This is a genomic window from Acinetobacter sp. SH20PTE14, from assembly GCF_021391555.1.
In the GTDB taxonomy this organism is placed as follows: Bacteria; Pseudomonadota; Gammaproteobacteria; order Pseudomonadales; family Moraxellaceae; genus Acinetobacter; species Acinetobacter amyesii.
The window spans coordinates 351,347-373,735 of sequence record NZ_CP090067.1; the positions used below are offsets into that span (position 1 = coordinate 351,347).

Genomic DNA, 22,389 nt, shown 5'->3' on the forward strand with positions numbered 1-22,389 from the left:
TAGAAGAAAAAAAAGAGGGCTATGCCCTCTTTTTTTGCAAGAATAGGGTTAATAAATGCGACTTAATAATGATTTAAAATTTTGGTTATTCATAGCCTTATCATCTACAATTGTTTTACAACTAACAGCTCTAATTATTTTTAATACAAGTATTTCTTTAAATTTATTTAATAAAAATAATATATTTTTAAATTTAGGTAGTTTTTTAGGCGTTAGTGGGCTAATGTTCGCGATTGCCAGACCTAAAATTATAAATTATAAAATTGTATTAATTTTGATGTTATTAGGATGTTTTTTTTATATATACAATTATAATTTTAATCAGCATTTAGTTTTTTTTAGCCCTGTTAACAACTTGATGTCAATTTTAAGTTTTGTAGGTTTTTTTATTTTTTTATTCAATTTAAAAGAAATATGCTTAAATAAAAATAAAGAAGATTATATTCTTTATTTTTATTTAACTTTACTTTTTTTATTAATGGCTTTGTCAACTTCATCAGCCTTATCCATTACAAAGGTAATCTATCCTTTAACCTTTGATCAAATCATATATAAAATTGATTCAGCTTTTTTAAATATAAATATACCAATCGTAAATTATTATGAAAAATCTCATCCAATAATTATCACGATAGTTATGGAAGCATATAGTCTATTATCTTTTTTATTATTTATGGTTGTTGCTTTATTTATAAGAGAGTCAAAACATGAAAAATATCATATAGTAAGAGTTTTAGTTGTACCATTTGGATTGGCTTTTATATGTTATAGCATAATACCTCTTACAGGCCCAATTTATGCGTTTGGCACACAGTATTTTCCATCAAATATGCCAAATTCAAATGAACTTTTTGCAAATACAATATTTGTAACTCCTGCCGCTAGAAATGCTATGCCATCTATGCACTTAACTGGTGCGCTTTTAATTTTTTTATTGACAGCAGCACTCAATAAAAAAATATATTTTTATGCATCAATATTATTTTTGTTTTTAACAGCTTATGCCACATTAGCATTAGGAGAGCACTATGTTCTCGATTTGGTTGTAGCACTACCCTTTTCAGCCTTTATAGGTATTGGATTGGCAAATCCTGATAATTTTATATTCAAAAATAAAAAAGTTACAACCCTCTGGGTTGGGGCAGGTATAACGTTCACTCTATGGATGCTCATGCTATTAACATCAGCAGAATGGCTATCCAATAATTTATTATTTGTACAAATATTTGCCATTTGGAGTGTATTGATAGCAACTATTTTATTTAGTATATATATCAAATATGTATGGAATGATACTGAACTAAAAATTCCTAGCTTAGAAATAGAGGATACAAAAAAACTAGAAACATCTACTATCCCTCGCTGGGTGATTGGTGTATTTGTTGCTTCGGGTTTTGCAGGTTTATTGTATGAAGTGGTTTATGCAAAAAGTTTAGCAGTTACATTTGGTAGCACCTCTTTAGCTTCATATACTGTTTTAACAACCTATATGTCTGGTATGGCTTTAGGTGCTTGGTTGGGTGGGTATATTGCTGATAAAGTAAAAAAACCGCTTTTGTATTATGCAGGCATAGAAGCATTTATTGGTCTATATGCAGTTATTACCCCATTTTTATTTAAGGTCATTCAGAATATTTATGTTGTGTCTGTCACTGGATTATCCGCAGATGACCCTTATGTAACATTTTTACGAGTGGCGTTGGGTGTGATTGTTTTAGGTATTCCTACTATTTTGATGGGTGCAACTTTACCCATCATGTTTAAATATTTAAAACAACTCAACATTCAAAGTGATACAGCAATTAGCCGACTATATAGTGCAAATGTGATTGGTGCTGCATTAGGTTCATTTATTGGTGGGTATTTCTTTATTTCTGCAATAGGTCGAATCGGTGCGACGAATTTAGCTGCCGTTTTTAGTTTGATGATCGCCCTCTATACCATAGAGCAGTTTAAAAAACAAAAAAAACAAACTCAGGAAATAAATGATGACAAATCTATCATTTCTAAAGTTTATGTACCAAAAATATTTGGCATAGTAGCACTAATTGTATTAACTGTTGGTGGAGCAGTTACGCTAGGCCTAGAAGTTGTTTCAATTCATATGCTAGCAGTAGTGGCTGGTAATAGTGTTTATGCTTTTGCCTTAATGCTTGCGGTATTTTTATTGGGTCTAGGTTTAGGCTCAATCTTTGGTAAAAAAGCACTTAACTATATAGATAGAACAACATTAATTGTTCTTGCCCAATGTGGAATTGCTGCATCTATTATTATTACAGCATTATTATGGGATAGAATTCCTGCTTATTTTGCTAGCTTTGGTGAGATGCAAAACTATATCCATTTAGGATTTTGGGCAAGAGAGATTTTAAGGGGGGCAATTTGTGCTTTGGCCATGCTTCCAGCGACACTCTTCATCGGTGCAAGCTATCCTGCAGCAATGAGTTTAGCTGCGGATTGGCTGGGACAAGGTAATGCAAAAGGTTTAGGTATTTCAAGTGCATTAAATACTATTGGTAATATATCTGGAGTTTTATTGGTTGGATTTTTATTGTTACCATTAATGGGTTCAAATAAGGTTTTTTTATTACTTGCTGTGATTTCATTAATTTTAGCAGTACTAGTATTAGTATCCGTAATTAAAGTAAATTATAAATTTAATCCTTATACTGCTGGAGTGGTAGTATCAACTCTGGTACTTTTCCTAATCTACCCAAAAAATTGGAATTTTACCAGCTTGGCACAAGGGGCGAATGTTTACTTCATGCCGTCATATTGGGGAGATGTAATAGATCATACTGAAAGTATAGAAGGTGGCGTGACTTCCGTTACACGTAGTTCTGATGGTAAATATCTAACCTTATTAACTAATGGTAAATTTCAAGGGAACAATTCAGGTGAAACTTTAGCACAGGAATCTTTTGCGTTAATTCCTCTTCTGCATAATGCTGAACGTAAAAGCGCTTTAGCTATTGGTTATGGTACAGGTATGACTGCTCGTGTATTACATGAACAGGGATTTCAAGCCCTTGATGTTGTTGAGTTATCTAAAGATATTGTGTTTATGGCAAATAAATATTTTGCTGATATTAACCATAATGTAATAAGTCAGTCAGGGGTCAATTTAATTTATACGGATGGGCGAAATTTTTTATTAACCCAAGATAAGAAATATGACTTAATTAGTTTAGAAATTACAAGTATTTGGTTTGCTGGTGCAGCAAATCTTTACAATAAAGAATTCTATGAGTTATCTGAAAAGAGATTAAATAAAGAAGGGGTTCTACAACAATGGGTTCAACTACATCATATGCATCCGATTGATTTAGTGTATATTTTAAATACAGTTCGCTCAGTCTATAAACATGTATGGCTTTATTCTGCGGGGGGGCAGGGTATCATTGTTGCCTCGAATAGTGATGAGGCCTTAAAATCGCATAGCTTAAAATATCCTTATAATGACTTAACGATTGACGAATTAAAGCATAAAGAAAAAACCTTTAAAGATTCTGTCGTATTGTCACCTAAAGGAGTAGATAATCTTGCAAATAATACAGATAAGACATTAAGCCGATTGATTTCGACTGATAGTAATTTATATTTAGAATACGCAACACCAAAAGGTAATGCTATTATGAGTGATAGTCTAAAGAGTAATTTAGAATATCTTTCTAAATTTGAAATAAATTAATATTGATAGGTTTAAATATAACTGTTAAAGAAATAGTTGATTATAATTCAGATAATAAAAAACCCGCATCCGCGGGTTTTTTTAATAAATTTAAATATGACTCTGAATATAATTCTCTATACCCACAGACTCAACAAGGTCTAACTGAGTTGTGGCCCAATCCAACCATTCTTCTTCTTTTTCTAAGATTTCTTGAGCCAGATCTCGAGTGACATAATCTAACTGCTCTTCTGCTAGTTTAACTGCAGTTTGAATGGCTTCAATGTTCTCTTTGACTTTACGTACATCACAATTTAAAACTTCAACGGTATGCTGACCGATATAGAGCTTACCTAGGTGTTGTAAGTTAGGTAAACCTTCTAAAAATAAAATACGTTCAATTATTTTATCAGCATGCTTCATTTGACGAATTGATTCTTTATATTCCGCAGAGCCCAGTTGCTCAATACCCCAATCGTTGAACATCCGTGAATGAAGAAAATATTGGTTAATTGCAGTTAAATGATGATAAAGCACCTGATTTAACTGATTAATTACATCACGATTGCCTTTCATGTCTGACTCCTTAACTGCAATAAAGCTCGAACTAAGCAATATAAATTCGATATTAGAATAGAAATATCTTAAACAACAAAGTGCAAATTAGCGAGTATTTTATAGAACAGCAAATGAAAATCACAATCAAAACAAGGCGCTAATTTTCAGGGCTTTAATAAATAAAAACCCGCTTAGAGTCAGAAGCGGGGGAGGAGGAATGGTCGAAGACCATTGGTTTTATAATTATGATTGTTGAGGAAACTTTAAAGTTTAGTTTATGCAGCAATTGCGATGCGTGCTGCAATTTGAGCAACTTCATCACTGATGATCATACGTGCTTCAGGAGCACAGCGACCACAACAGGTGCCTAAATCAAGCATATCGCGAACTTCACGATAGCTTTCTGCGCCATTGGCAATTGCATCTTTAATGTCTTGATCAGTAATACCACGGCACAAACAAACGTACATGAAATCAAACCAAGTGAATAAATGGGATAAGTAATATTATTGATAATTATTATCGTTTGTCAATACAAATCATTTGAAAATGCTTTTAAGGTGATTGAGTTTTTGAATAAAAAATGTCATTTAAGCGGAAATCTGAGTAATGCTCAGATTTCCTTATGAGGCTTCTGTTCTTTTGGGGTGTGATATTTAGTGAAGGGCTTAAGCAATGTTTACTAACTTATTGATTAATAATCACCACACCATCCATTTCAACTAGGGCGCCTTTTGGTAGGCTGGCTACACCGAGTGCTGCGCGTGCAGGGTAGGGTTGAGCAAAGTATTCGCCCATAATTTGGTTGACCAATTGGAAGTTAGAAAGGTCAGTGAGGAAAATATTCAGCTTAGCAATATCTGCTAGCGTACCACCTGCAGCTTCACATACCGCTTTTAAGTTGTCGAATACACGGCGAATTTGAGCTTCAATGCCTTCTACCAGCTCCATGCTATATGGATCTAAGCCAATTTGACCTGATAAATACAAAGTGTCGCCCACTAAAATGGCTTGTGAGTAAGTACCAATTGCAGCGGGTGCATTTTCAGTATGGATTACCTGGCGGGACATCTATTTCTCCTATTATCATCACAGACACAACATATATAAAAATGCGGTGTCAGGTTAGCTGGCAACTTTCGCAGGCTCAGCAATGGCAACAGGTTGTGCCAAACGACTGATGCGTGGGAAGCCAAAATGCATTCTTAAATTACGGATAATTTCGGCAATTTGTTTACGATTGTGTACAACAATATTCACATAGGTTTTTTCTTCATGTGAACGGACAGTTTCTACACCGACTTTTTCTTTACGGCATAGATAGATCAGCTCTGAAATTTGTTCATCATTTAACAGCATGTTTAAGCATAAATAGGCTGTAAAACTAATGTCCTCACTGTCTTCTGTAGTCCAGTGTAAAGGCATGATATTTTCAGGATGTAAATGCTGTTCATGCAATAAGTTGTGACAACGTGAACGGTGCACAATCAAACCACGACGCGATAAATGACCTTGAATGGGATCGCCTAAAACCGGGTTACAGCAGTGCGCATATTTAACGTCGACACCATCAGTACCCAAGATTAAGCGTGCAGAGTTTGAAGTCTGAATGGTATCTTGAGCATATAAATGATTGGCAACCAATTGAGGTAGTAAGTCCCCCACAGCAATCTGTTCAAATAATTGTTCTTTATCATTTAAATGACGCCAATTCAGCACATTTTCCCAATCCGCTAATGTCAAATCACTTACAGAACGGTTAAAGAGTTTTAATGCGCGATTTAAAGCTTGCTGACCAACTAAACGTTGTTCATCTTGGTCTTGGTCACGGAGGATATTTTGTAACGCGCGGCGGGCTTTTTGGGTATTAATAAAGCTTAGCCAGTCAGGGTTTGGTGTTGCAAGAACATCAGTAATAATTTCAATCACTTGACCACTCAGTAATGGTGTTGAAAGGGGCTTGGTTTCCCCATCAATTTTCGCACCAACGGCATGGTTGCCCAAAAATAAGCTTGCTGAATAAGCGAAATCAACAGCTGTGGCACCCTGAGGGAGTTCATGCAAATGACCGTGTGGGGTGTAGACCCAAATTTTTTCTTGATGTAGATAATCCAGTAATTCACTAAATGTGGTCTTTGCACATGCGCCATCGACTAACACGTTTAAATTTTGCATGGAGGCTTGGATCGCTGAGCGACAAGCTTGTGGTGCATTTTCACCGAGGACCACACCAAATCGCGCTGCTTTACGCATCAACTCTGTTTGGATGGTCAGAGATAAAATAGTCTTTTCGCCTTTTAAGCGCATCATCAGTGACTGGTTACCACCAGGGAGTGGGCGACGAATATGATCGGCGTAATTTAAAACTTTAAAGCTTTCTTTGAGGATGTCTGCAAGTTGGTCACAGTCTGCGATGCTTTGTAAAATAATTTCAAAGGCATGACTATGGGTGAGCTCTTGCAGATCGATATCGTTTTTTACAAAGTGGCGAAGTAATTCAATATTATTGTTTTTCTTTTTAATTCGACCTGAAATATGGTGCTGTTCAAGCAGGGTAGTGAGGTTGTTTTCCCACTTGGTTTGGTATTCGCAGCGTTTCGGTTTGGTTTGCAATAGAGCTTCTTGAACATTGTTATACATATCTAAGTCTAGATTTTGATAACACAAATGTTCAAGGTTGTCGGCCATTTCATTCATACCGACGAGGCGTGCCATTGGCACAAAAATTTCAAAGGTTTCTTGGGCAATGCGAGCACGCTTATCGGGGCGTAAAGCGCCCAGTGTGGTCATATTGTGATAACGATCTGCCAGTTTAATAATAATGACACGTGGGTCTTGTAGGGTGGCTTGCAGAATTTTACGGAAGGATGCAGCTTTATTATATTCTTTATCGCTGGAGTGGCTGAGTTTTGTGACGCCGTCGACGAGTTCAGCAACGGTCAGACCAAATTTTTCAGTAATATCTTGTTTGGTAAATTCAGTATCTTCGATGACATCATGCAATAAAGCGGCCATTAAAGTTTCCGCATCAAGACGCATATGCGCCAAAATACAGCTCACCGCAATTGGGTGAAGGATGTAGGGTTCGCCACTTTTACGTGTAATGCCATCATGGGCAATATCCGCATAGTCGCAAGCTTCAAGCACGCGTTCGACATCACTTACTGCAAGGTAAGCGTCGATTATCACATTTAACTGTTGCTTGGCTTGGCTGACCATTGGGCCTGGCATAGAACACCCTTTTACTACTGATTTACAAATGAAACGGTTAATACTTTAATGAAATGCATATTGCATGACTTGTCAATTTTTTAGTTTAAAAAAATGAAAATCTTTTTCGCTTACTTTGCACTTCTTAAGTTTATGTTATAACTGTTCTGAGTAAAATATTAAAGAGAATCCATAAAAAAAGCCTAGTTAAAAACTAGGCTTTTAAGGTCAGGTTTATCTTATTGGAAAGAAAAACCGTCTAAGTTTAGGTTATTTGCAGAAAGTGCAAGGTCTAAACTTGAAGTTTGGTAGTCTTGTTCACGTTGTTTCAAAATGTCTTTAGAAACGTGACCCGCTGCGATTTCACGAAGAGCAACAACGGTTGGTTTGTCATTGTCCCACTCAACAGTAGGTTCGATACCTTGACGTGCCAATTGACGCGCGCGTTTGCTTGCCACTAGTACAAGCTCAAAGCGGTTGTCTACATGGTCTAAACAATCTTCAACGGTTACGCGTGCCATAAGAATTCTCGTTTGAATATAAATTTTTAACAGACTGTGCAGTATAAGGTGCTTTGTCTATAGACTCAAGTTTTAATCACTGTTCCGTAGGGGTGATTAATTTCTCAATCAGTTTTTCATGGCGCATGGCTTGTTGTTTTAAAACAAGACGATTGGCAATAATCACAGACTCTAAGTCATGCAGTGCTTTATTAAAGTCATCATTAATAATGACATAGTCAAAATTAACATATTGCTGCATATCTTCTACGGCACAGCTGAGGCGATGTTCAATCACTTCAACAGAGTCTGTACCACGATTGGATAAACGTTGACGTAAATCGAACTGACTCGGAGGGAGAATAAAAATTTGTCTAGATTCAGGAAAAAGTTTACGAACCTGTTCAGCACCTTGCCAGTCAATTTCAAGTAAAACGTCATGACCTTTGGCCAATTGTTCTTTTACTGTGCGCTGTGCAGTACCGTAATAATTACCAAAAACTTCTGCATATTCAATGAAGCCGCCTTCATTTACCAAAGATAGAAAATCTTCTTTTTTAGCAAAATGGTAATGTACGCCGTCTAATTCGCCAGGACGCTGACCACGAGTGGTATGAGAAACAGAGACATGTAAATTGTTTACACGTTCAAGCAGGGCTTTAACGAGGGATGTTTTGCCCGTTCCCGAAGCAGCAGAAACGACAAACAAGAGACCCGACATGATATTTTTCCTGATATGATAAAATATCTTCTCTATTTTAGAGTAGACGCGCGCCAAACAAAATAGTCAGACGTCTATTGTTTACATTTATTTCAAATGATACCCGTAAAATTGAGTGGGCATTGAGGATTCTATGGAAATTGTTTTAGCTAATCCACGCGGTTTCTGTGCAGGTGTTGATCGCGCCATCGCGATTGTGAACCGTGCATTGGAATGCTTTAACCCACCCATTTATGTACGTCACGAAGTAGTACACAATAAATTTGTGGTGGACGACTTGCGTCAACGCGGTGCGATATTTGTGGATGAACTGGATGAAGTGCCAGATAACAATATCGTGATTTTCAGTGCGCATGGTGTATCTAAAGCGGTACAACAAGAAGCTGAACGCCGTGGGCTAAAAGTTTTTGATGCGACGTGCCCTTTGGTGACCAAGGTGCATATAGAAGTGACCAAGTATGCACGTGAAGGTGTGGAAGCGATTTTGATTGGTCATGAAGGTCACCCAGAAGTTGAAGGGACGATGGGCCAATATGACACCAAAAATGGTGGTTCGATTTATTTGGTTGAAGATGAACAAGATGTTGCTGAACTAAAAGTGGTGCATCCTGAAAAAGTAGCGTTTGTAACTCAGACAACGCTTTCTATAGATGACACAGCAAAAGTGATTGATGCTCTACGTCAGAAGTTCCCTGAAATTCAGGGGCCGCGCAAAGATGATATTTGTTATGCCACTCAAAACCGCCAAGATGCCGTACGTGATCTGGCTGAGCAATGTGATGTTGTATTGGTTGTGGGTTCGCCGAACTCTTCGAATTCGAACCGATTACGTGAATTGGCTGAACGGATGGGTAAGCATGCGTATTTGGTGGACAATGCAGATCAGTTGCAGCAAGAATGGTTTAATGAACAGACTAAAATTGGTGTAACTGCAGGAGCATCTGCACCTGAAATTTTAATTAAACAGGTAATTCAGCGACTACAAGATTGGGGGGCAAAAGCGCCGCAAGAATTGGATGGTCGTGAAGAAAATATTACATTTAGTTTGCCAAAAGAGTTACGTATTCCTGTAACTCAGGCATAAAGTGTTAATGACTTAACATTCTGAATTTTTTAAGAATTGACAGATAATTGCTTTTTGGCAATTATCTGTTTTTTTATGCCTTTTATCCTTATTTGTGTTTGTTTTGTAATTTAATTAGATATTATTTTTAATAGGGTAAAGTTTGGCGCGCCTTGGGGGGAGTATGCAGAAAAATAAAGGATTTACATTAATTGAATTGATGGTGACGATTGCCATCATGGCGATTATCGCCATGATGGCTGCGCCTTCATTTATTCAATTAGTTCGAAATTATCAATTAACCACAGATACTCGTGATTTTATTGATCTGTTGGCTGAAACTCGCTCGGAAGCAATTTTTAAGCAGAAACCACAAATTTTAGCCGTAAATACAACGGTTGCTGATGCATATAAAACGTGGGTGCCGTCTCATATGCAAAAAGATAGTGGTGAGACGTCTATAACATTTAAACGCTTAGGTCAGACAGATAATGCAGAGTGCTTTATTTTTTCCCATAAAAATGATTCAACATTAAAGGCTTATGTTTATGTACAAAAGGGTGGAACAGTTGTGTACAACAAATCTTTAACCAGTTGCCCAACCTAAAATTAGGGAAAAATATAATGATAAATTCTCAAAAAGGTGTTGGTTTGATTGAGGTGTTGGTCGCGCTCATACTGCTAAGTATTGCTGTATTGGGTTTTGTTGCATTACAGATTAGAGCGGTTACAGCAACGACTGAAGCCAGTATGAATGTTCAAGCGACTAATATTGCCCGTGATTTGGCAGAAAGAATGCGTATGAATCGGGATGGTCTGCTTGAATATAAAAGTGATGCGAGTGCGGCAACGAAATGTGCTTCAGAATTTTGTACACCTAAAGAAATGGCTCAATACGACTATGCGCAAGTAAGTAAACATGCTACCGATTTAGGTATGAATATGAATGTTTTAAATTGCCAAGGCTCAACATTGGTTCGTAAATGTGTATATGTTGCATGGGGCGGTACTACAGCAACAAATGGCACGGCAGCAACAGACTGTACAAACGGTGCGGCATATATCCCAAATGCACAATGTATCATTATGGAGGTCTATAACTATGGAAGCTAATAGACATACGACTTCTTATCACCCGATCAACGGTAATAGAGTAAATGCTGGTTTTACCTTAATCGAGCTTATGATTGCATTAGCATTGGGTCTAATTATCGTTGCTGCAGGATTGGCTATCTTCTTAAGCAGCTCAAGATCCTTAAATTTACAAAATAGCATGGGCGAATTACAACAAAATGCGAATTTTGGTTTATCTGTAGTTACGCATGATATTCGTCATACAAACCTAAATACATTGTCTTCTCAGCGCGTAAACAATATCACTAATGGTTCAGGTGTCATTTTTACTAAAGAAAATCTTCCAACCACTTTATCTGCTTTTAGTGATTTAGAAAGTAAATACGCAACTGCACAAGATAAAGATGCTGATAATACTTCGGGGAATAGTGACCAATTTACGATGCAGTATGTTCCAGTGGAAGAAACAATTACAGATTGTGAAGGAAATAATATTGACGATGCTTCGTCAAAGATTATTGTACAACGCTATTTTTTGGCTGAAACACCACAACAAGTTGCGGGAGAGCCAACGTCTTATTCTTTATATTGTGATGCAGGTTATTACGAATCGACTAGCACAACGATAGACGGTTTGGGCGTGAATGCACAACAACTTATGCAACGAGTGGATGCATTTAAAATACGTTTAGGTGTTAAGAACCCGGCTGGTAATTTAAGATACATGACCATAAACGACTATAAAAAAGACATGGATGATATTCTAGATGCCGAGCCTTGTGAGGCTGATAAATATGCTACGTCATGTACAAGTACTTATTTAAATGTGGTTTCAATTGATGTTGGCGTGCTATCTCGTTCAACTGGAACAATAGGGGTAGATGCAAGTCTAAATACAAAAAAGACGTTTGATGTGGCGGGGCAAAATGTGACTTTAAAAGGTGATGAAGCATTAAATAAAAAATATCTTCGCCAAGCTGTAAATCAAGTCGTTGCTATTCGTAATACATTGGGGGCATCGTAATGAATCAACAAAAAGGTGCGACATTAATTACAGTATTAATTATTTTGGTCATTATTACTTTAATAGGAACAATTGCGGTGAAGTCAGGAATTTTGGGGCTTAAAATCGCAACAAATAGCCAAGTTAATTCACTACTTATGGGGAATTCTGACTCAGCATTATTTAATATTGAAAACCCAGATCAAATTGCAAGACAAATGGCACTTGATGGAATGTTTGCTTATTTTAACTCTGCTGCAAATGCAAAGGATGAATTGGTTTTTTGCTATAGAGCAAGTGAAAGTAGTTTTTTTAAACTGTCTAAAGCAAGTGCAATCTCAGCAGATGGTTCAACGACTAAACAAGGTGTTAGTGGGTTTTGTAAAGCCAATCAGTTTTCAATGGGGCGTTCAGCCGTTATTTCTCAAATTTATTTAATGAAAAATACAACAACTGAAACACCGTTTAGTAGTGTTCCTAAAGGTACCAGTATTGGTCAAAGTTCAGTTCCATCAAGCACCAATAATATTGGTGCGACAGTAATTTCTATATTACCAAGTTTTTCTGCTGCATCTAAATCTGAAATCGAGGCTTGCTTTAAAAAGAAAAGTTCTGAAGTGGCGGCGTGTTTTGAAAATTTAAATATTCCATACAATATGCAACATTCTGATTATGTCGTTGGCGGTCAGCCGAAATTGGTATCGTAAGGAAAGAGGGTTTAGTGATGAAAAAGTTATATCAAAAAAATATACTTTCGGCTTCGGTATCAATGGTGATGACATTGGTGTTATGTCAAAGTGCCGCAACTCAAGCGAGTGATATTGATATTTATAGCAGCACAACTGGTGGTAAAACTTCTATTTTATTAATGTTGGATACATCGGGCAGTATGGGTATAAGTTCTCTAGTATTGCCCAAAAATAATAGCTATGGTAGTCCAGGTGATGTGGATAGCCCGTTGTGTGCGCAAGTTGATGTAAAAGAATTTAAAAATGATTATAAGGACTCCACGGCGGTCAATTTTAAGGAGTGGGCCTATAATTTAAGGGATACTGCAACTAATAGAACATCAATCCAAAAATCAGTGACAATTGGTACAACTACCATAACTTACTACGTTCGCGGATGTACTAGTGGCGGTGTAACTCAATACGATCGACTATCTCGCCTCAAGGATGCAATTTTACCACTGTTGGCAGAAAGTCCAACAACAGGATTGTCTGATAGTGTAGTTATGGGGCTAGGCCAGTTTTCATCTAGAACAGAGTTGACTATTGGTAATGTACCTACAAAATTAGTCGATGGTCATTCCGGTCGGATTGTTGTGCCAAATGCTCCGTTGACAACAGCGCAGCGTATCAAAATAGCTCAAGCTTTAGCAGCAATTAAATCCATTGATACATCAACAAATGAAGATGGAACTCCAAATAGTAATTTAAAAATATCCAGTCAAACCTATCCAGATATAATTAAGGCAGCCAGCGGTACGCCAACAGCACACGCTTATGCAGAAGCTGCTGCCTATATGATGGGGACAAATACAGGTGTTGCTACAACATCAACAAAAGTTAGCTATATTTATGATGGCTATATGTTGAAGCAAAAAGGCTCGGAACAGGTTTATTTCCTTTGTGCGACTTCTGGGGGAGGGACAACCACAGCATTAGGTGCAACTGTGAAACAGTGTCCAAGTGACTGGCCTGAATGGAATAATAATGATAAGACAGTTCAAGGTACAACTATTTATAAGCCTTATGATGGTACATGTACGAGGGCAAATGCTCCCAACCAGAACTGGTGTACTGTTAACTTTAATAATTTTAGAACCGCAGTTGGTGGAGGAATGTCATCGTTATGGGATGCGTATAAAAAACTTCCTGTTGGTTGGCGTTTTGATGGTTGGGTGAAAGTACCTACAGAACCAATGGATATTGAACCAGTTGTTGGTACTGTTTGGGGGTATCCAGATAGTATCAATGGTTTGGTATCGTATCGTACTAATCCTTTTTCACTAGATGGAACTAGTGATAATAATGTTGGTGGTTTTGCATATTCAGTGCCTGAATCGAAAAATAGCAGTAATTATATTGCTGGCGGTTCAACGAATAGTTGTGATGGGAATGGGATTTATTTCTTAACAGATGGTGCACCAAACTCGACGAAAGATGACATGGCGCGAACAATTTTAAATCGATCATTAACTGATACTTATAAATTTTCGGCAAAGCCATCTGGTACAGGCGTTTTAGTTTCACCGACGTTAAAGTCTGATTTATTTGCTGGTGAAACTGGTGGTTGGGAATATATTGGTGAATATGCCAAAAAAATGCGTAATAGAACTGCAACATCAAATACGCAAAAGAACCCTGCTGATATGAATATTAAAACTGCAGTTGTTGGTTTTGGTGCTTCATTTGCTGGTTTAACTAAGAATGCAGATGGCACATATAATTGTGCAAGTGCGCCAAATGAAGATGCTAAAAATGCCTGCTTATGGGGTAGTTCAGCTTATGGTGATGGTGGATTTTATTATGCTGAAAACTCAGCCGATATTAAAAATAGTATTAAAAAATTCGTTACGAATGTAACACCTGATTTTGAACCCATTGCAACAGGTTCACCTACATTACCTCAAGATGCTTTAAATCCATTAACGATTCAACCTTATGGTTATTATGCGTCTTTTACACCAAAGCCTCAGGCGCAATATCGTTTGTGGATGGGTAATCTTAATAAATACAATGTCTATAATGGTGAACTGTATAATAGTTCCAACACTATTAAATTGATTAAAGACGATGGTTCACTTAACTCAAATGCCAATGGTCTTTGGAGTGGTGGTGTGCTTGGTCAATTGGCTTTAGGTACTGCACTTAATTCTGATAATGAAACTTATGTTCGACGCACTATTTTTACAAATAGGACAATTAGTTCGACGACGCCATATACTGCAACTGAAACAAATTCTTTAAAAGAATTAAATGTAAATGCATTGTTTGGAACAGGTGCGAATGCTTCTTTTGTTAATGATCCGCAAAAAAATTATTGGTTGAATTTATTGGGTTACAACGTTGCTGCTGATGCAACGGGGATTACCTTAGATAATTTATCTTCTGCTGCTGAACTTCGTCAGTTTGGTACAGTAATGCACTCAACACCAATATTGCTTACCCAACGTGGTGCAATTAAAGTTGATGTTGCAACAGGCGCGTTAGATACAACAGATCGTGATGATTATTTACTTTTTGGCAGCTCACAAGGGCTTTTACATGTTGTAGATGTGAAAACAGGTAAAGAAAAATTTGCATTTGCTCCTCATGAGATGATGGAAAGACAGCGAGATGCATTTTTAGCTGAGAATTCGACCACTGGCGGATCTGCTAATTTGTTTTATGGGATTGATGCACCATGGACTGCGTATACTCAATATGTTTCAAAAGAGGATGGTTCATTAACAGTACAAGCATCGGATAAAATAAGTGATGGTGGGACAGACAAAGATTTAGCACTCAAAGGCTTACAATGGGTATATGGTGGTCTGCGCATGGGCGGTAACAGTTACTATGCATTGGATCTTACTAACTTAGATACGCCGAGCTTGAAATTCCATATTGATCCAAAATTAACTGACTCAAAAATTTATAAATCTGGCTCAACAGTGTCTATAGAAGCGCTAGATTACATGGGGCAAAGTTGGTCTAAACCGACGCTGGCTTATGTAAACTTTGGGGGGGAAAAACGTCCAGTGATGTTTGTAGGTGGTGGTTATGACGGAGGTTATGAAGCCGCTGATTACAATCAAACTACAACCAAAGGGGGTGGTGCTGGTGTTTACATGTTTGATGCAGATACTGGTGATTTACTGTGGTGGACAAGTGCAAATGCTACAAAAGCCTTAGGAGCTCAAGCATTCACCGATGCGAGCGACGCAAATATCAATATGAAATACAGTGTTGTGAGTCAGATTAATGCAGTCGATCGTGATAATGATGGTTTAGTGGATAATCTTTATTTTGGGGATTTAGCAGGGCAAGGCTTCCGTGTTGATTTAAATAATCTTGCAACGGGTACAGATGAAAATGCTAAAAAAGCTAACTTTGCTAAACGTGTTGTTCGCTTATTTAGTGAGTATAAAACTGGAGGAGCAAGCCCACGTTTCTACGAAATGCCAAGTGTTTCTATTCATGAAAGTAATGATGGTTATATTGCCGCTGTTGCTTTTAGCTCTGGGAATAGAAGTAAGCCTTTAGTAGGTGCTGCAGGTACAAATCAGAATGGTTCAACGGTTAGTGCAGATGATGGTGTATTTGTTGTTTACGACAAAGATGTTGCTAAACAAGCACTATATGGTGAATTGACACTTGTAACGAATAATATAGCCTTAGAATCGTTAAATGATGTAATGGATGACGGTGTTCCTGTCTCCGATAACGATGGTTGGAAGTATACTTATTCTGACAAGGCAGGTGTGTATAAAGGCATGAATGAACTTTATGCACTGGATAGCATGCTATATGTAAACGTATTCCATCGCGATGGTACGGGTATTGGTGGTAATTGTGGTGCTGGTGTTAAAGGTGATTCCTATGTGTATCAGTTCTGCTTACCAACAGGTAAATGTCCGTTTGCAACAACAACCTCTGGTGAGCCGAATAAAGCTAAAATAGGTGCTGGTATTTTAGGTTCTGGCCTTGGATTGGGTCATAACAACAATAAAAATAATACTGGCTTAGTAGTAACTCGTCCGGATAGTGTGGATTGTGATGCTACTGCAAATAAAAACTTACCTGAATGTCAATTGTTTAGTACGACAGCAAATTTAAGACAATTGCGTTGGTATGAAACACGCTAGGAGTAAAGAGATGAACTTTTTTTCTAGTTTAATACGAACGTATGTTACGGAGCTGGCTGTTTCTTCTTCAGATGCACAGTTAAATTCGGTAGCAAAAATTAAAAAGGTAAAAGGTTTTACATTAATTGAACTGATGGTCGTGGTTGTTGTTGTTGCAATTGTGGCAGCAATTGCGATTCCAAGTTACAGTCAATATATAGAACGTAAAGATCTTGCTGTCGCTCGCCAGGAAGCATTGCGTCTGGCAGGAGAGCTTGAGCGCTTTAAATCTAAAAATTTTAGTTATAAAGGTTTTGATGCAACATACTTATATGGTTATCAAGGTACTGATTCCGATGGAAACTCTACCAGTGAAAGCTATTATGATAAAGCTACAGGGAAATTATCATTGCCTTTAGGGGCGAGTGGCTCAGATGTTAAATATATCATTACCTTAGTTGATGGTGGTACTGACCATAAACCTTTGACAATTGAAAAAAATAGTGAAGGTGCAGAAACAACTGATTCTGAAAGCGTTAATGGATTGAGTTGGGCTATTTCTGTGGAACGTGCTAAAGACGGCACTGAGCCTAAACAGCCACGTAATTATGATTTGCTTTTAACTAATGCAGGCCTTCGCTGTATGACCAAAGTAAAAAATGTTGTGACAACATTCGTAGACTGTGGTAATGAAGATAATAGTGAGTCATGGTAATGAAGAGTGTGAAAGGATTTACATTAATTGAGCTAATGATTGTTGTGGTTATTATTGCAATTCTTGCAGCAATTGCTTATCCCTCATATCAAAACTATGTACAGAGAACTAAACGTGCTGATGCACAAGCCGAAATGATGCAAATTGCACAAAAAATGCAGAGCTATTATGTCATCAACCATAATTATTCGTCCGCAACGATAGATGGTTCAAATACTACAGTAGATTTCCCAAGCCATGATGCACTGTACTCTATAGATTTAGATGCTGGGGATCAAACTTGGACACTCACAGCGGCTCCTAAAAATACTAGCGCTATGAAAAATACAGGTAGCTTAACGTTAGATAGTACCGGCAAACAATGTTGGGAAAAAATTTCTGGCGCTTGTGAACCATGGGACGGCAAATAACCTCAAATTCAAAATTGTGGATAAACACTTTTTGATCTTTCATTCAGGGCAAATTTCACGTAAAATATTGCCCTCTATGAAAGGGGTTTGAAATGTATCGATGGTCGGTACAGGGATAATCCGTAAAAACTATAAGGTTCTATCATGGTTGTTATTCGTCTTGCACGCGGTGGTGCTAAAAAACGTCCGTTCTATCAAATCATTGTGACTGATAGCCGTAATGCACGTGACGGTCGTTTCATCGAACGTATCGGTTTCTTCAACCCTACAGCTCAAGGTAAAGCAGAAAAACTTCGTTTAGATGCTGACCGTTTTGCTCACTGGGTTTCACAAGGTGCTCAACCTTCAGAACGTGTTGCTTCTTTAGCTGCTGAAGCTAAGAAAGCTGCAGCTACTGCTTAATTAGTAGTAGGTTACCCATGACACCAACACAGAATGTTCCCGAAGATCGTATTCAGATTGGACAGCTACGTTCAGCATATGGATTAAATGGGTGGCTCTGGGTCTATTCCAATACAGAACCTATGAGCAATATTTTTGACTACCTTCCTTGGTACATTGAGACCAAAGCAGGTTGGCAAACAGTAGATGTAAAACGTTGGAAACCACATGGCAAAGGCTTGGTTGTTTCGCTAAAAGGTGTGAGTGATCGTACCGCGGCAGATAACTTGGTTGGTGCAAATATCTGGATCTCTAAGTCGCAACTACCTCAAGCAGGCGTGGACGAGTACTACTGGTCAGATTTGAAGGGCTTAACAGTGTTAGGTCTTGGAGAAGATGAGCAAGAAGTCAACCTCGGTCAAATCCACGAATTGTTTGAAACAGGTGCTAACGACGTGATGGTAGTTCGCGCTACTGCTGACAGCGTCGATAGCGAAGAGCGAATGATTCCATGGCATAAAGATGTGGTACAGCGTGTTGATCTCGAAGCTGGTCGTATCTACGTAAATTGGGGCGTAGATTATTAATCCTTTAAGGATTGACGCAGCAGGAAAATAGAGGAGTCTGCGATGTTTTTTGCAGTCATTACGCTTTTTCCTGAAATGTTTGAAGCGATTACAGCCTACGGTATTAGCGGGCGCGCAGCAAAACGTGACATTGTGCAAGTTCATTGTATCAATCCACGCGAATTTGCTGAGGGCAACTACAAAAGAGTGGATGAACGTCCATTTGGTGGTGGTCCAGGTATGGTGATGATGGCTGAGCCATTAGCGAAAGCAATTCATCGTGCCAAAGAGCTTGCCAAGCAAGCGGGTGCTGTTCATGTCCCTGTGGTGTATATGTCGCCGCAAGGAAAAACCTTAAATGAACCTGCGGTACAAGATTTCGTCAAATATGATGGATTGATTGTATTGTGTGGTCGTTATGAAGGTGTAGATGAGCGTTTGATCCAACAATATGTTGATCAGGAATGGTCAATAGGCGATTACGTTTTATCTGGTGGTGAACTCCCTGCGATGGTTTTATTGGATAGTGTGATTCGGAGACTTCCGGGTGCAATGTCTGATGAGCAATCACATGTGCAAGACTCATTTGTGGATGGTCTTTTAGATTGCCCACAATATACCAAGCCAGACCATTTTGAAGGTTTAGATGTTCCTGAAGTATTAAAATCGGGACATCATGCCAATATTGAGAAATGGCGGTTTTTGCAGCGATATCAACGCACTTTAGAACGCCGACCTGAGTTGGTTGAAAAAGTTGAATTGACCAAGCAGCAAAAGAAATGGCTAAAAGATTCCAAGGTTTAAATTTTTTAAATCTTATATTAGGCTCTTTATGCATTGAAGCGGTCAAGCATAAAGGGAAAGTCAATCGGGTCTATGCGCTTTAGCCTCTAGCCCCAGCGATGATTAGACCTCTTCTAACTCGCATAATCGGAGATACCCCATGAGCGGTAAACATCCTTTAGTACAAGCTGTTGAAAATGCACAGTTGAAACAAGACATCCCTGCTTTTGCTCCTGGTGACACAGTAGTTGTTCAAGTAAAAGTAAAAGAAGGTGAGCGTGAGCGTCTTCAGGCATTTGAAGGTGTTGTAATTGCTAAGAAAAACCGTGGTTTGAACTCTGCGTTCACAGTACGTAAAATTTCTAGCGGTTTCGGTGTTGAGCGTGTATTCCAAACTCACTCACCAATCGTTGCTGGTATCGAAGTGAAACGTCGTGGTGACGTTCGTCGTGCTAAACTTTACTACCTACGTGAATTGTCTGGTAAAGCTGCACGTATTCGTGAAAAATTACCAGCTCGTAAAGCAAAATAATTTGTTTTACAACGCTGTAAAAAAATGCGCCTTTTGGCGCATTTTTTTATCCATGAAAGAAAATTATAACCCTTGAAGTTTCAAACGATTGGCATGTTGACGGTAGACTGAAACAGGGTCTGGTGCAAATAGTCCCTTCAAGCCCAATACTTGATTCACTTCATCGAAATGGTTCCACTTGTAATTATCACGGACGGTTTTACCTAATTTACTGCTGCATTGGCTCACTAAGCCGTCGTTCGGTTGTCCGCTAAATGCAATTGGCCCCATTGCGGTAAAGATCGTGTCTGGATCAAGTAGGTTGGTGGTGTTGGAAATACCTGTCCATGAATAGAAGCTAATGCCATTGGCTACACTTGGGCCATCAGCACATTTGGTTGCAGGCATACCCAGTGAGAATTTTGCATTAAAGGCTTTGACTCCCGGTTGAGACATACTATAGATCGAAGCTTTAAAATTTGAAGGCAGATTGGACTGCTGGGCGAAGTTAATCACTGGGGTCATTAATGCATCCATAACAGTCGCTAATACGCCATTTAAAATCGGTACGCTCTGTACTAAATCCGCCACAGGTGAACCGTCATTAGTGCCTGCGACTGTACTGACAGAGGCAACCAAGTCAGGTCGTACGCCAGCAATATATCGAGCCGTAGGGCCACCATGTGAGTGACCAATTAAATTCACTTTAGGTTTGCCAGTAATGGCAACTACTTGTTCAACTTGGTCTAACAGTTGTTCACCACGAACTTCAATGGACTCCAACGGGGAGATTTGTGTCGCAAAGGCCGTAGCTTTATGGCTTGCCAAATCGGGAAGAACTTGATACCAATAATCCAGACCAAAAACGGCACCGCCTAAGCGATTAAAACCAAACATCCCGTGTACAAACACTAGGGGGTATTGGGTTTCAGCATAATTGTCGATGGCTTTTTTAGTGGTCGCTTGTTGTATACCCAATGCAGCATGCGTTTGGGTCACTGCCATACTTGCAAGGAGCGTGGCGCAGAGCAATTTTCCTTTCATTTTTCATTCCTTTCTTTTTGTTTTGGTATTCAAACTGTGATTGAGTTCAGTTTGGAAATAGACAAACTCGTCTATTTGACAATTTTTATTGTCATTAAGGATTATAAAAAAAGGAAAGCAAAATGTGAGAACTAATCGACAGAATGAAAGATATTTTGTACATTGATTAATGAAAATATCATTAAACCCTGAATTTACAGGGTTTAATGTATAGCTTTACTAAATTATAAACCTTGAAGTTTTAAACGATTGGCATGTTGACGATAAACGTCGACAGGATCTGGTGCGAACAACGCTTTGAGACCAAGCACTTGGTTGACTTCATCTAAATGGTTCCAGTTGTAGTTATCACGAATGGTTTTACCAAATTTGGCACTACAGCGTGATACGAGGCCATCATTGTCTTTTCCGCCATCGATCAGTAATGCGGTCACTTTTAGTGCTGAGTCTAAATCTAAAATATTAGTGATTTGGCCCACACCTGTAAATGAATAGTTATAAATGCCTTTTTCCACGCTATTGCCATCAGCGCAATTGGATTTAGGCAAGCCCAGAGGGAATGCGGAGTTATACTTTGCAGAACCCGCTAGCGTTAAACTTGAACCACCTGCCAATGCGTCATGAGGATAAGTCGTTGGATCTAGACCTTGCGCCCAAACGATGGCTTTAGAGACAAAATTCACAGCTCCAACCAAGGGTGCTTCGACAGCGGTGCCTTCAGCTTTTAAAATTAAGTCTGCTACAGGGGAGCCTTGATGAGGTCCTGCTACACTGGTTAATGAAGCCACTACATCTGGGCGCACACCGGCAACATAACGAATCGTTGGTCCACCATGACTATGTCCTATCAAATTCACTTTATCTGCACCGGTGAGTGCGCGGATTTCAAGGACCTGTTGTAAAAGTTGTTCGCCACGTACTTCGGTGGAGTTAAATGGCGATACGCGCGTTGCCCAGACATTTGCACCATTGCGGGCAAGATCAGGCAGGATTTGATACCAATAGTCGAGTCCAAATGAGTCTGTACCAACGGTAATGAAACCACCCATACCATGGTTAAATACGATTGGATATTTGGTCTTTGCATAGCTAGAACTAGCTTTGGCGGTGACTTGGGTTGCTTGCGATGCAGATACATTACTGATGAACGTAGCTGCAATTAAACCTGCTAAAAATGATCCGTATTTCATGAGCGATCCTCAATGTATTATTGTTTTATGACAATATTTATTGTCACTTCTAATAAAGCAATAAAGATCACCTGTTGCAAATTGAAAAAGATTAACTGTGACGCTAAATGTAACAAAATAAAAGAGCATGATTTATCAGATCGATTAAAGTAAATAAGA

Annotated in this window: 21 protein-coding genes; 13 read left to right on the forward strand and 8 right to left on the reverse strand. The window is 38.4% G+C overall.

Going from position 1 to position 22,389, the window contains the following annotated elements:
• The first annotated feature begins 55 nt into the window (after window positions 1–55).
• Entirely contained in the window at window positions 56–3,691 is a 3,636-nt protein-coding gene (locus LXF01_RS01670) for a fused MFS/spermidine synthase (RefSeq protein ID WP_233944953.1), read from the forward strand.
• A 90-nt stretch (window positions 3,692–3,781) separates the two neighbouring features.
• On the opposite strand, the gene bfr is transcribed toward LXF01_RS01670, so the two are convergent.
• From bfr to gmk, 6 genes are all read right to left on the reverse strand, one after another.
• Window positions 3,782–4,246, reverse strand: coding sequence for a heteropolymeric bacterioferritin subunit Bfr (gene bfr / locus LXF01_RS01675; RefSeq protein WP_180049188.1), 465 nt, complete (start codon window positions 4,244–4,246; stop codon window positions 3,782–3,784).
• A 257-nt stretch (window positions 4,247–4,503) separates the two neighbouring features.
• Window positions 4,504–4,698 carry a bacterioferritin-associated ferredoxin gene (locus LXF01_RS01680; protein ID WP_078192519.1) on the reverse strand — a complete coding sequence of 65 codons (195 nt, stop codon included), beginning with the start codon at window positions 4,696–4,698 and terminating at the stop codon, window positions 4,504–4,506.
• A gap of 217 nt (window positions 4,699–4,915) precedes the next feature.
• Window positions 4,916–5,299, reverse strand: coding sequence for a RidA family protein (locus LXF01_RS01685; protein ID WP_078189365.1), 384 nt, complete (start codon window positions 5,297–5,299; stop codon window positions 4,916–4,918).
• A gap of 54 nt (window positions 5,300–5,353) precedes the next feature.
• On the reverse strand, window positions 5,354–7,459 hold the full coding sequence (locus LXF01_RS01690) for a RelA/SpoT family protein (protein WP_233944954.1): 2,106 nt from the start codon (window positions 7,457–7,459) through the stop codon (window positions 5,354–5,356).
• A gap of 218 nt (window positions 7,460–7,677) precedes the next feature.
• Window positions 7,678–7,959 (reverse strand): DNA-directed RNA polymerase subunit omega, encoded by a 282-nt coding sequence (gene rpoZ, locus LXF01_RS01695; protein ID WP_067762989.1) that lies wholly within the window; start codon window positions 7,957–7,959, stop codon window positions 7,678–7,680.
• Window positions 7,960–8,035: 76 nt separating this feature from the next.
• On the reverse strand, window positions 8,036–8,659 hold the full coding sequence (gmk, locus tag LXF01_RS01700; protein ID WP_078189363.1) for a guanylate kinase: 624 nt from the start codon (window positions 8,657–8,659) through the stop codon (window positions 8,036–8,038).
• A 133-nt stretch (window positions 8,660–8,792) separates the two neighbouring features.
• Between gmk and ispH the strand changes: the two genes are divergently transcribed.
• From ispH to rplS, 12 genes are all read left to right on the forward strand, one after another.
• A complete protein-coding gene (ispH, locus tag LXF01_RS01705; RefSeq protein WP_233944955.1) occupies window positions 8,793–9,743 on the forward strand; it encodes a 4-hydroxy-3-methylbut-2-enyl diphosphate reductase in 951 nt (316 codons plus the stop codon).
• Window positions 9,744–9,906: 163 nt separating this feature from the next.
• Window positions 9,907–10,329, forward strand: coding sequence for a pilus assembly FimT family protein (locus LXF01_RS01710; protein ID WP_233944956.1), 423 nt, complete (start codon window positions 9,907–9,909; stop codon window positions 10,327–10,329).
• A 17-nt stretch (window positions 10,330–10,346) separates the two neighbouring features.
• Entirely contained in the window at window positions 10,347–10,835 is a 489-nt protein-coding gene (gene pilV, locus LXF01_RS01715) for a type IV pilus modification protein PilV (RefSeq protein WP_111884162.1), read from the forward strand.
• Between the two features lie 25 nt (window positions 10,836–10,860).
• Window positions 10,861–11,820 (forward strand): PilW family protein, encoded by a 960-nt coding sequence (locus LXF01_RS01720; RefSeq protein ID WP_442781363.1) that lies wholly within the window; start codon window positions 10,861–10,863, stop codon window positions 11,818–11,820.
• Complete coding sequence (locus LXF01_RS01725; RefSeq protein ID WP_111884164.1) at window positions 11,820–12,506, forward strand: pilus assembly protein PilX; 687 nt, start codon at window positions 11,820–11,822, stop codon at window positions 12,504–12,506. The genes LXF01_RS01720 and LXF01_RS01725 overlap by 1 nt, the downstream gene beginning before the upstream one ends.
• A 17-nt stretch (window positions 12,507–12,523) precedes the next feature.
• Window positions 12,524–16,651 carry a pilus assembly protein PilC gene (locus tag LXF01_RS01730; RefSeq protein ID WP_233944958.1) on the forward strand — a complete coding sequence of 1,376 codons (4,128 nt, stop codon included), beginning with the start codon at window positions 12,524–12,526 and terminating at the stop codon, window positions 16,649–16,651.
• Between the two features lie 97 nt (window positions 16,652–16,748).
• A complete protein-coding gene (locus tag LXF01_RS01735) occupies window positions 16,749–17,345 on the forward strand; it encodes a type IV pilin protein (RefSeq protein WP_180133282.1) in 597 nt (198 codons plus the stop codon).
• The gene (locus LXF01_RS01740; RefSeq protein WP_180173227.1) at window positions 17,345–17,755 is read left to right on the forward strand and encodes a type IV pilin protein; all 411 of its coding nucleotides are present in this window, start codon (window positions 17,345–17,347) and stop codon (window positions 17,753–17,755) included. Before LXF01_RS01735 ends, LXF01_RS01740 begins: the two co-directional genes overlap by 1 nt.
• A 144-nt stretch (window positions 17,756–17,899) precedes the next feature.
• Window positions 17,900–18,157 (forward strand): 30S ribosomal protein S16, encoded by a 258-nt coding sequence (gene rpsP / locus LXF01_RS01745; RefSeq protein WP_078189354.1) that lies wholly within the window; start codon window positions 17,900–17,902, stop codon window positions 18,155–18,157.
• Between the two features lie 17 nt (window positions 18,158–18,174).
• Window positions 18,175–18,723 (forward strand): ribosome maturation factor RimM, encoded by a 549-nt coding sequence (gene rimM, locus LXF01_RS01750; RefSeq protein WP_078189353.1) that lies wholly within the window; start codon window positions 18,175–18,177, stop codon window positions 18,721–18,723.
• A 42-nt stretch (window positions 18,724–18,765) separates the two neighbouring features.
• Window positions 18,766–19,506: a tRNA (guanosine(37)-N1)-methyltransferase TrmD gene (trmD, locus tag LXF01_RS01755; protein WP_180004770.1), complete on the forward strand. Its 741-nt coding sequence runs from the start codon at window positions 18,766–18,768 to the stop codon at window positions 19,504–19,506.
• Window positions 19,507–19,645: 139 nt separating this feature from the next.
• A complete protein-coding gene (gene rplS / locus LXF01_RS01760; protein WP_078189351.1) occupies window positions 19,646–20,017 on the forward strand; it encodes a 50S ribosomal protein L19 in 372 nt (123 codons plus the stop codon).
• Between the two features lie 63 nt (window positions 20,018–20,080).
• On the opposite strand, the gene LXF01_RS01765 is transcribed toward rplS, so the two are convergent.
• The gene (locus tag LXF01_RS01765; RefSeq protein WP_180173228.1) at window positions 20,081–21,040 is read right to left on the reverse strand and encodes an esterase/lipase family protein; all 960 of its coding nucleotides are present in this window, start codon (window positions 21,038–21,040) and stop codon (window positions 20,081–20,083) included.
• A gap of 224 nt (window positions 21,041–21,264) precedes the next feature.
• A complete protein-coding gene (locus tag LXF01_RS01770; RefSeq protein WP_180173229.1) occupies window positions 21,265–22,230 on the reverse strand; it encodes an esterase/lipase family protein in 966 nt (321 codons plus the stop codon).
• Between the last annotated feature and the right edge of the window lie 159 nt (window positions 22,231–22,389).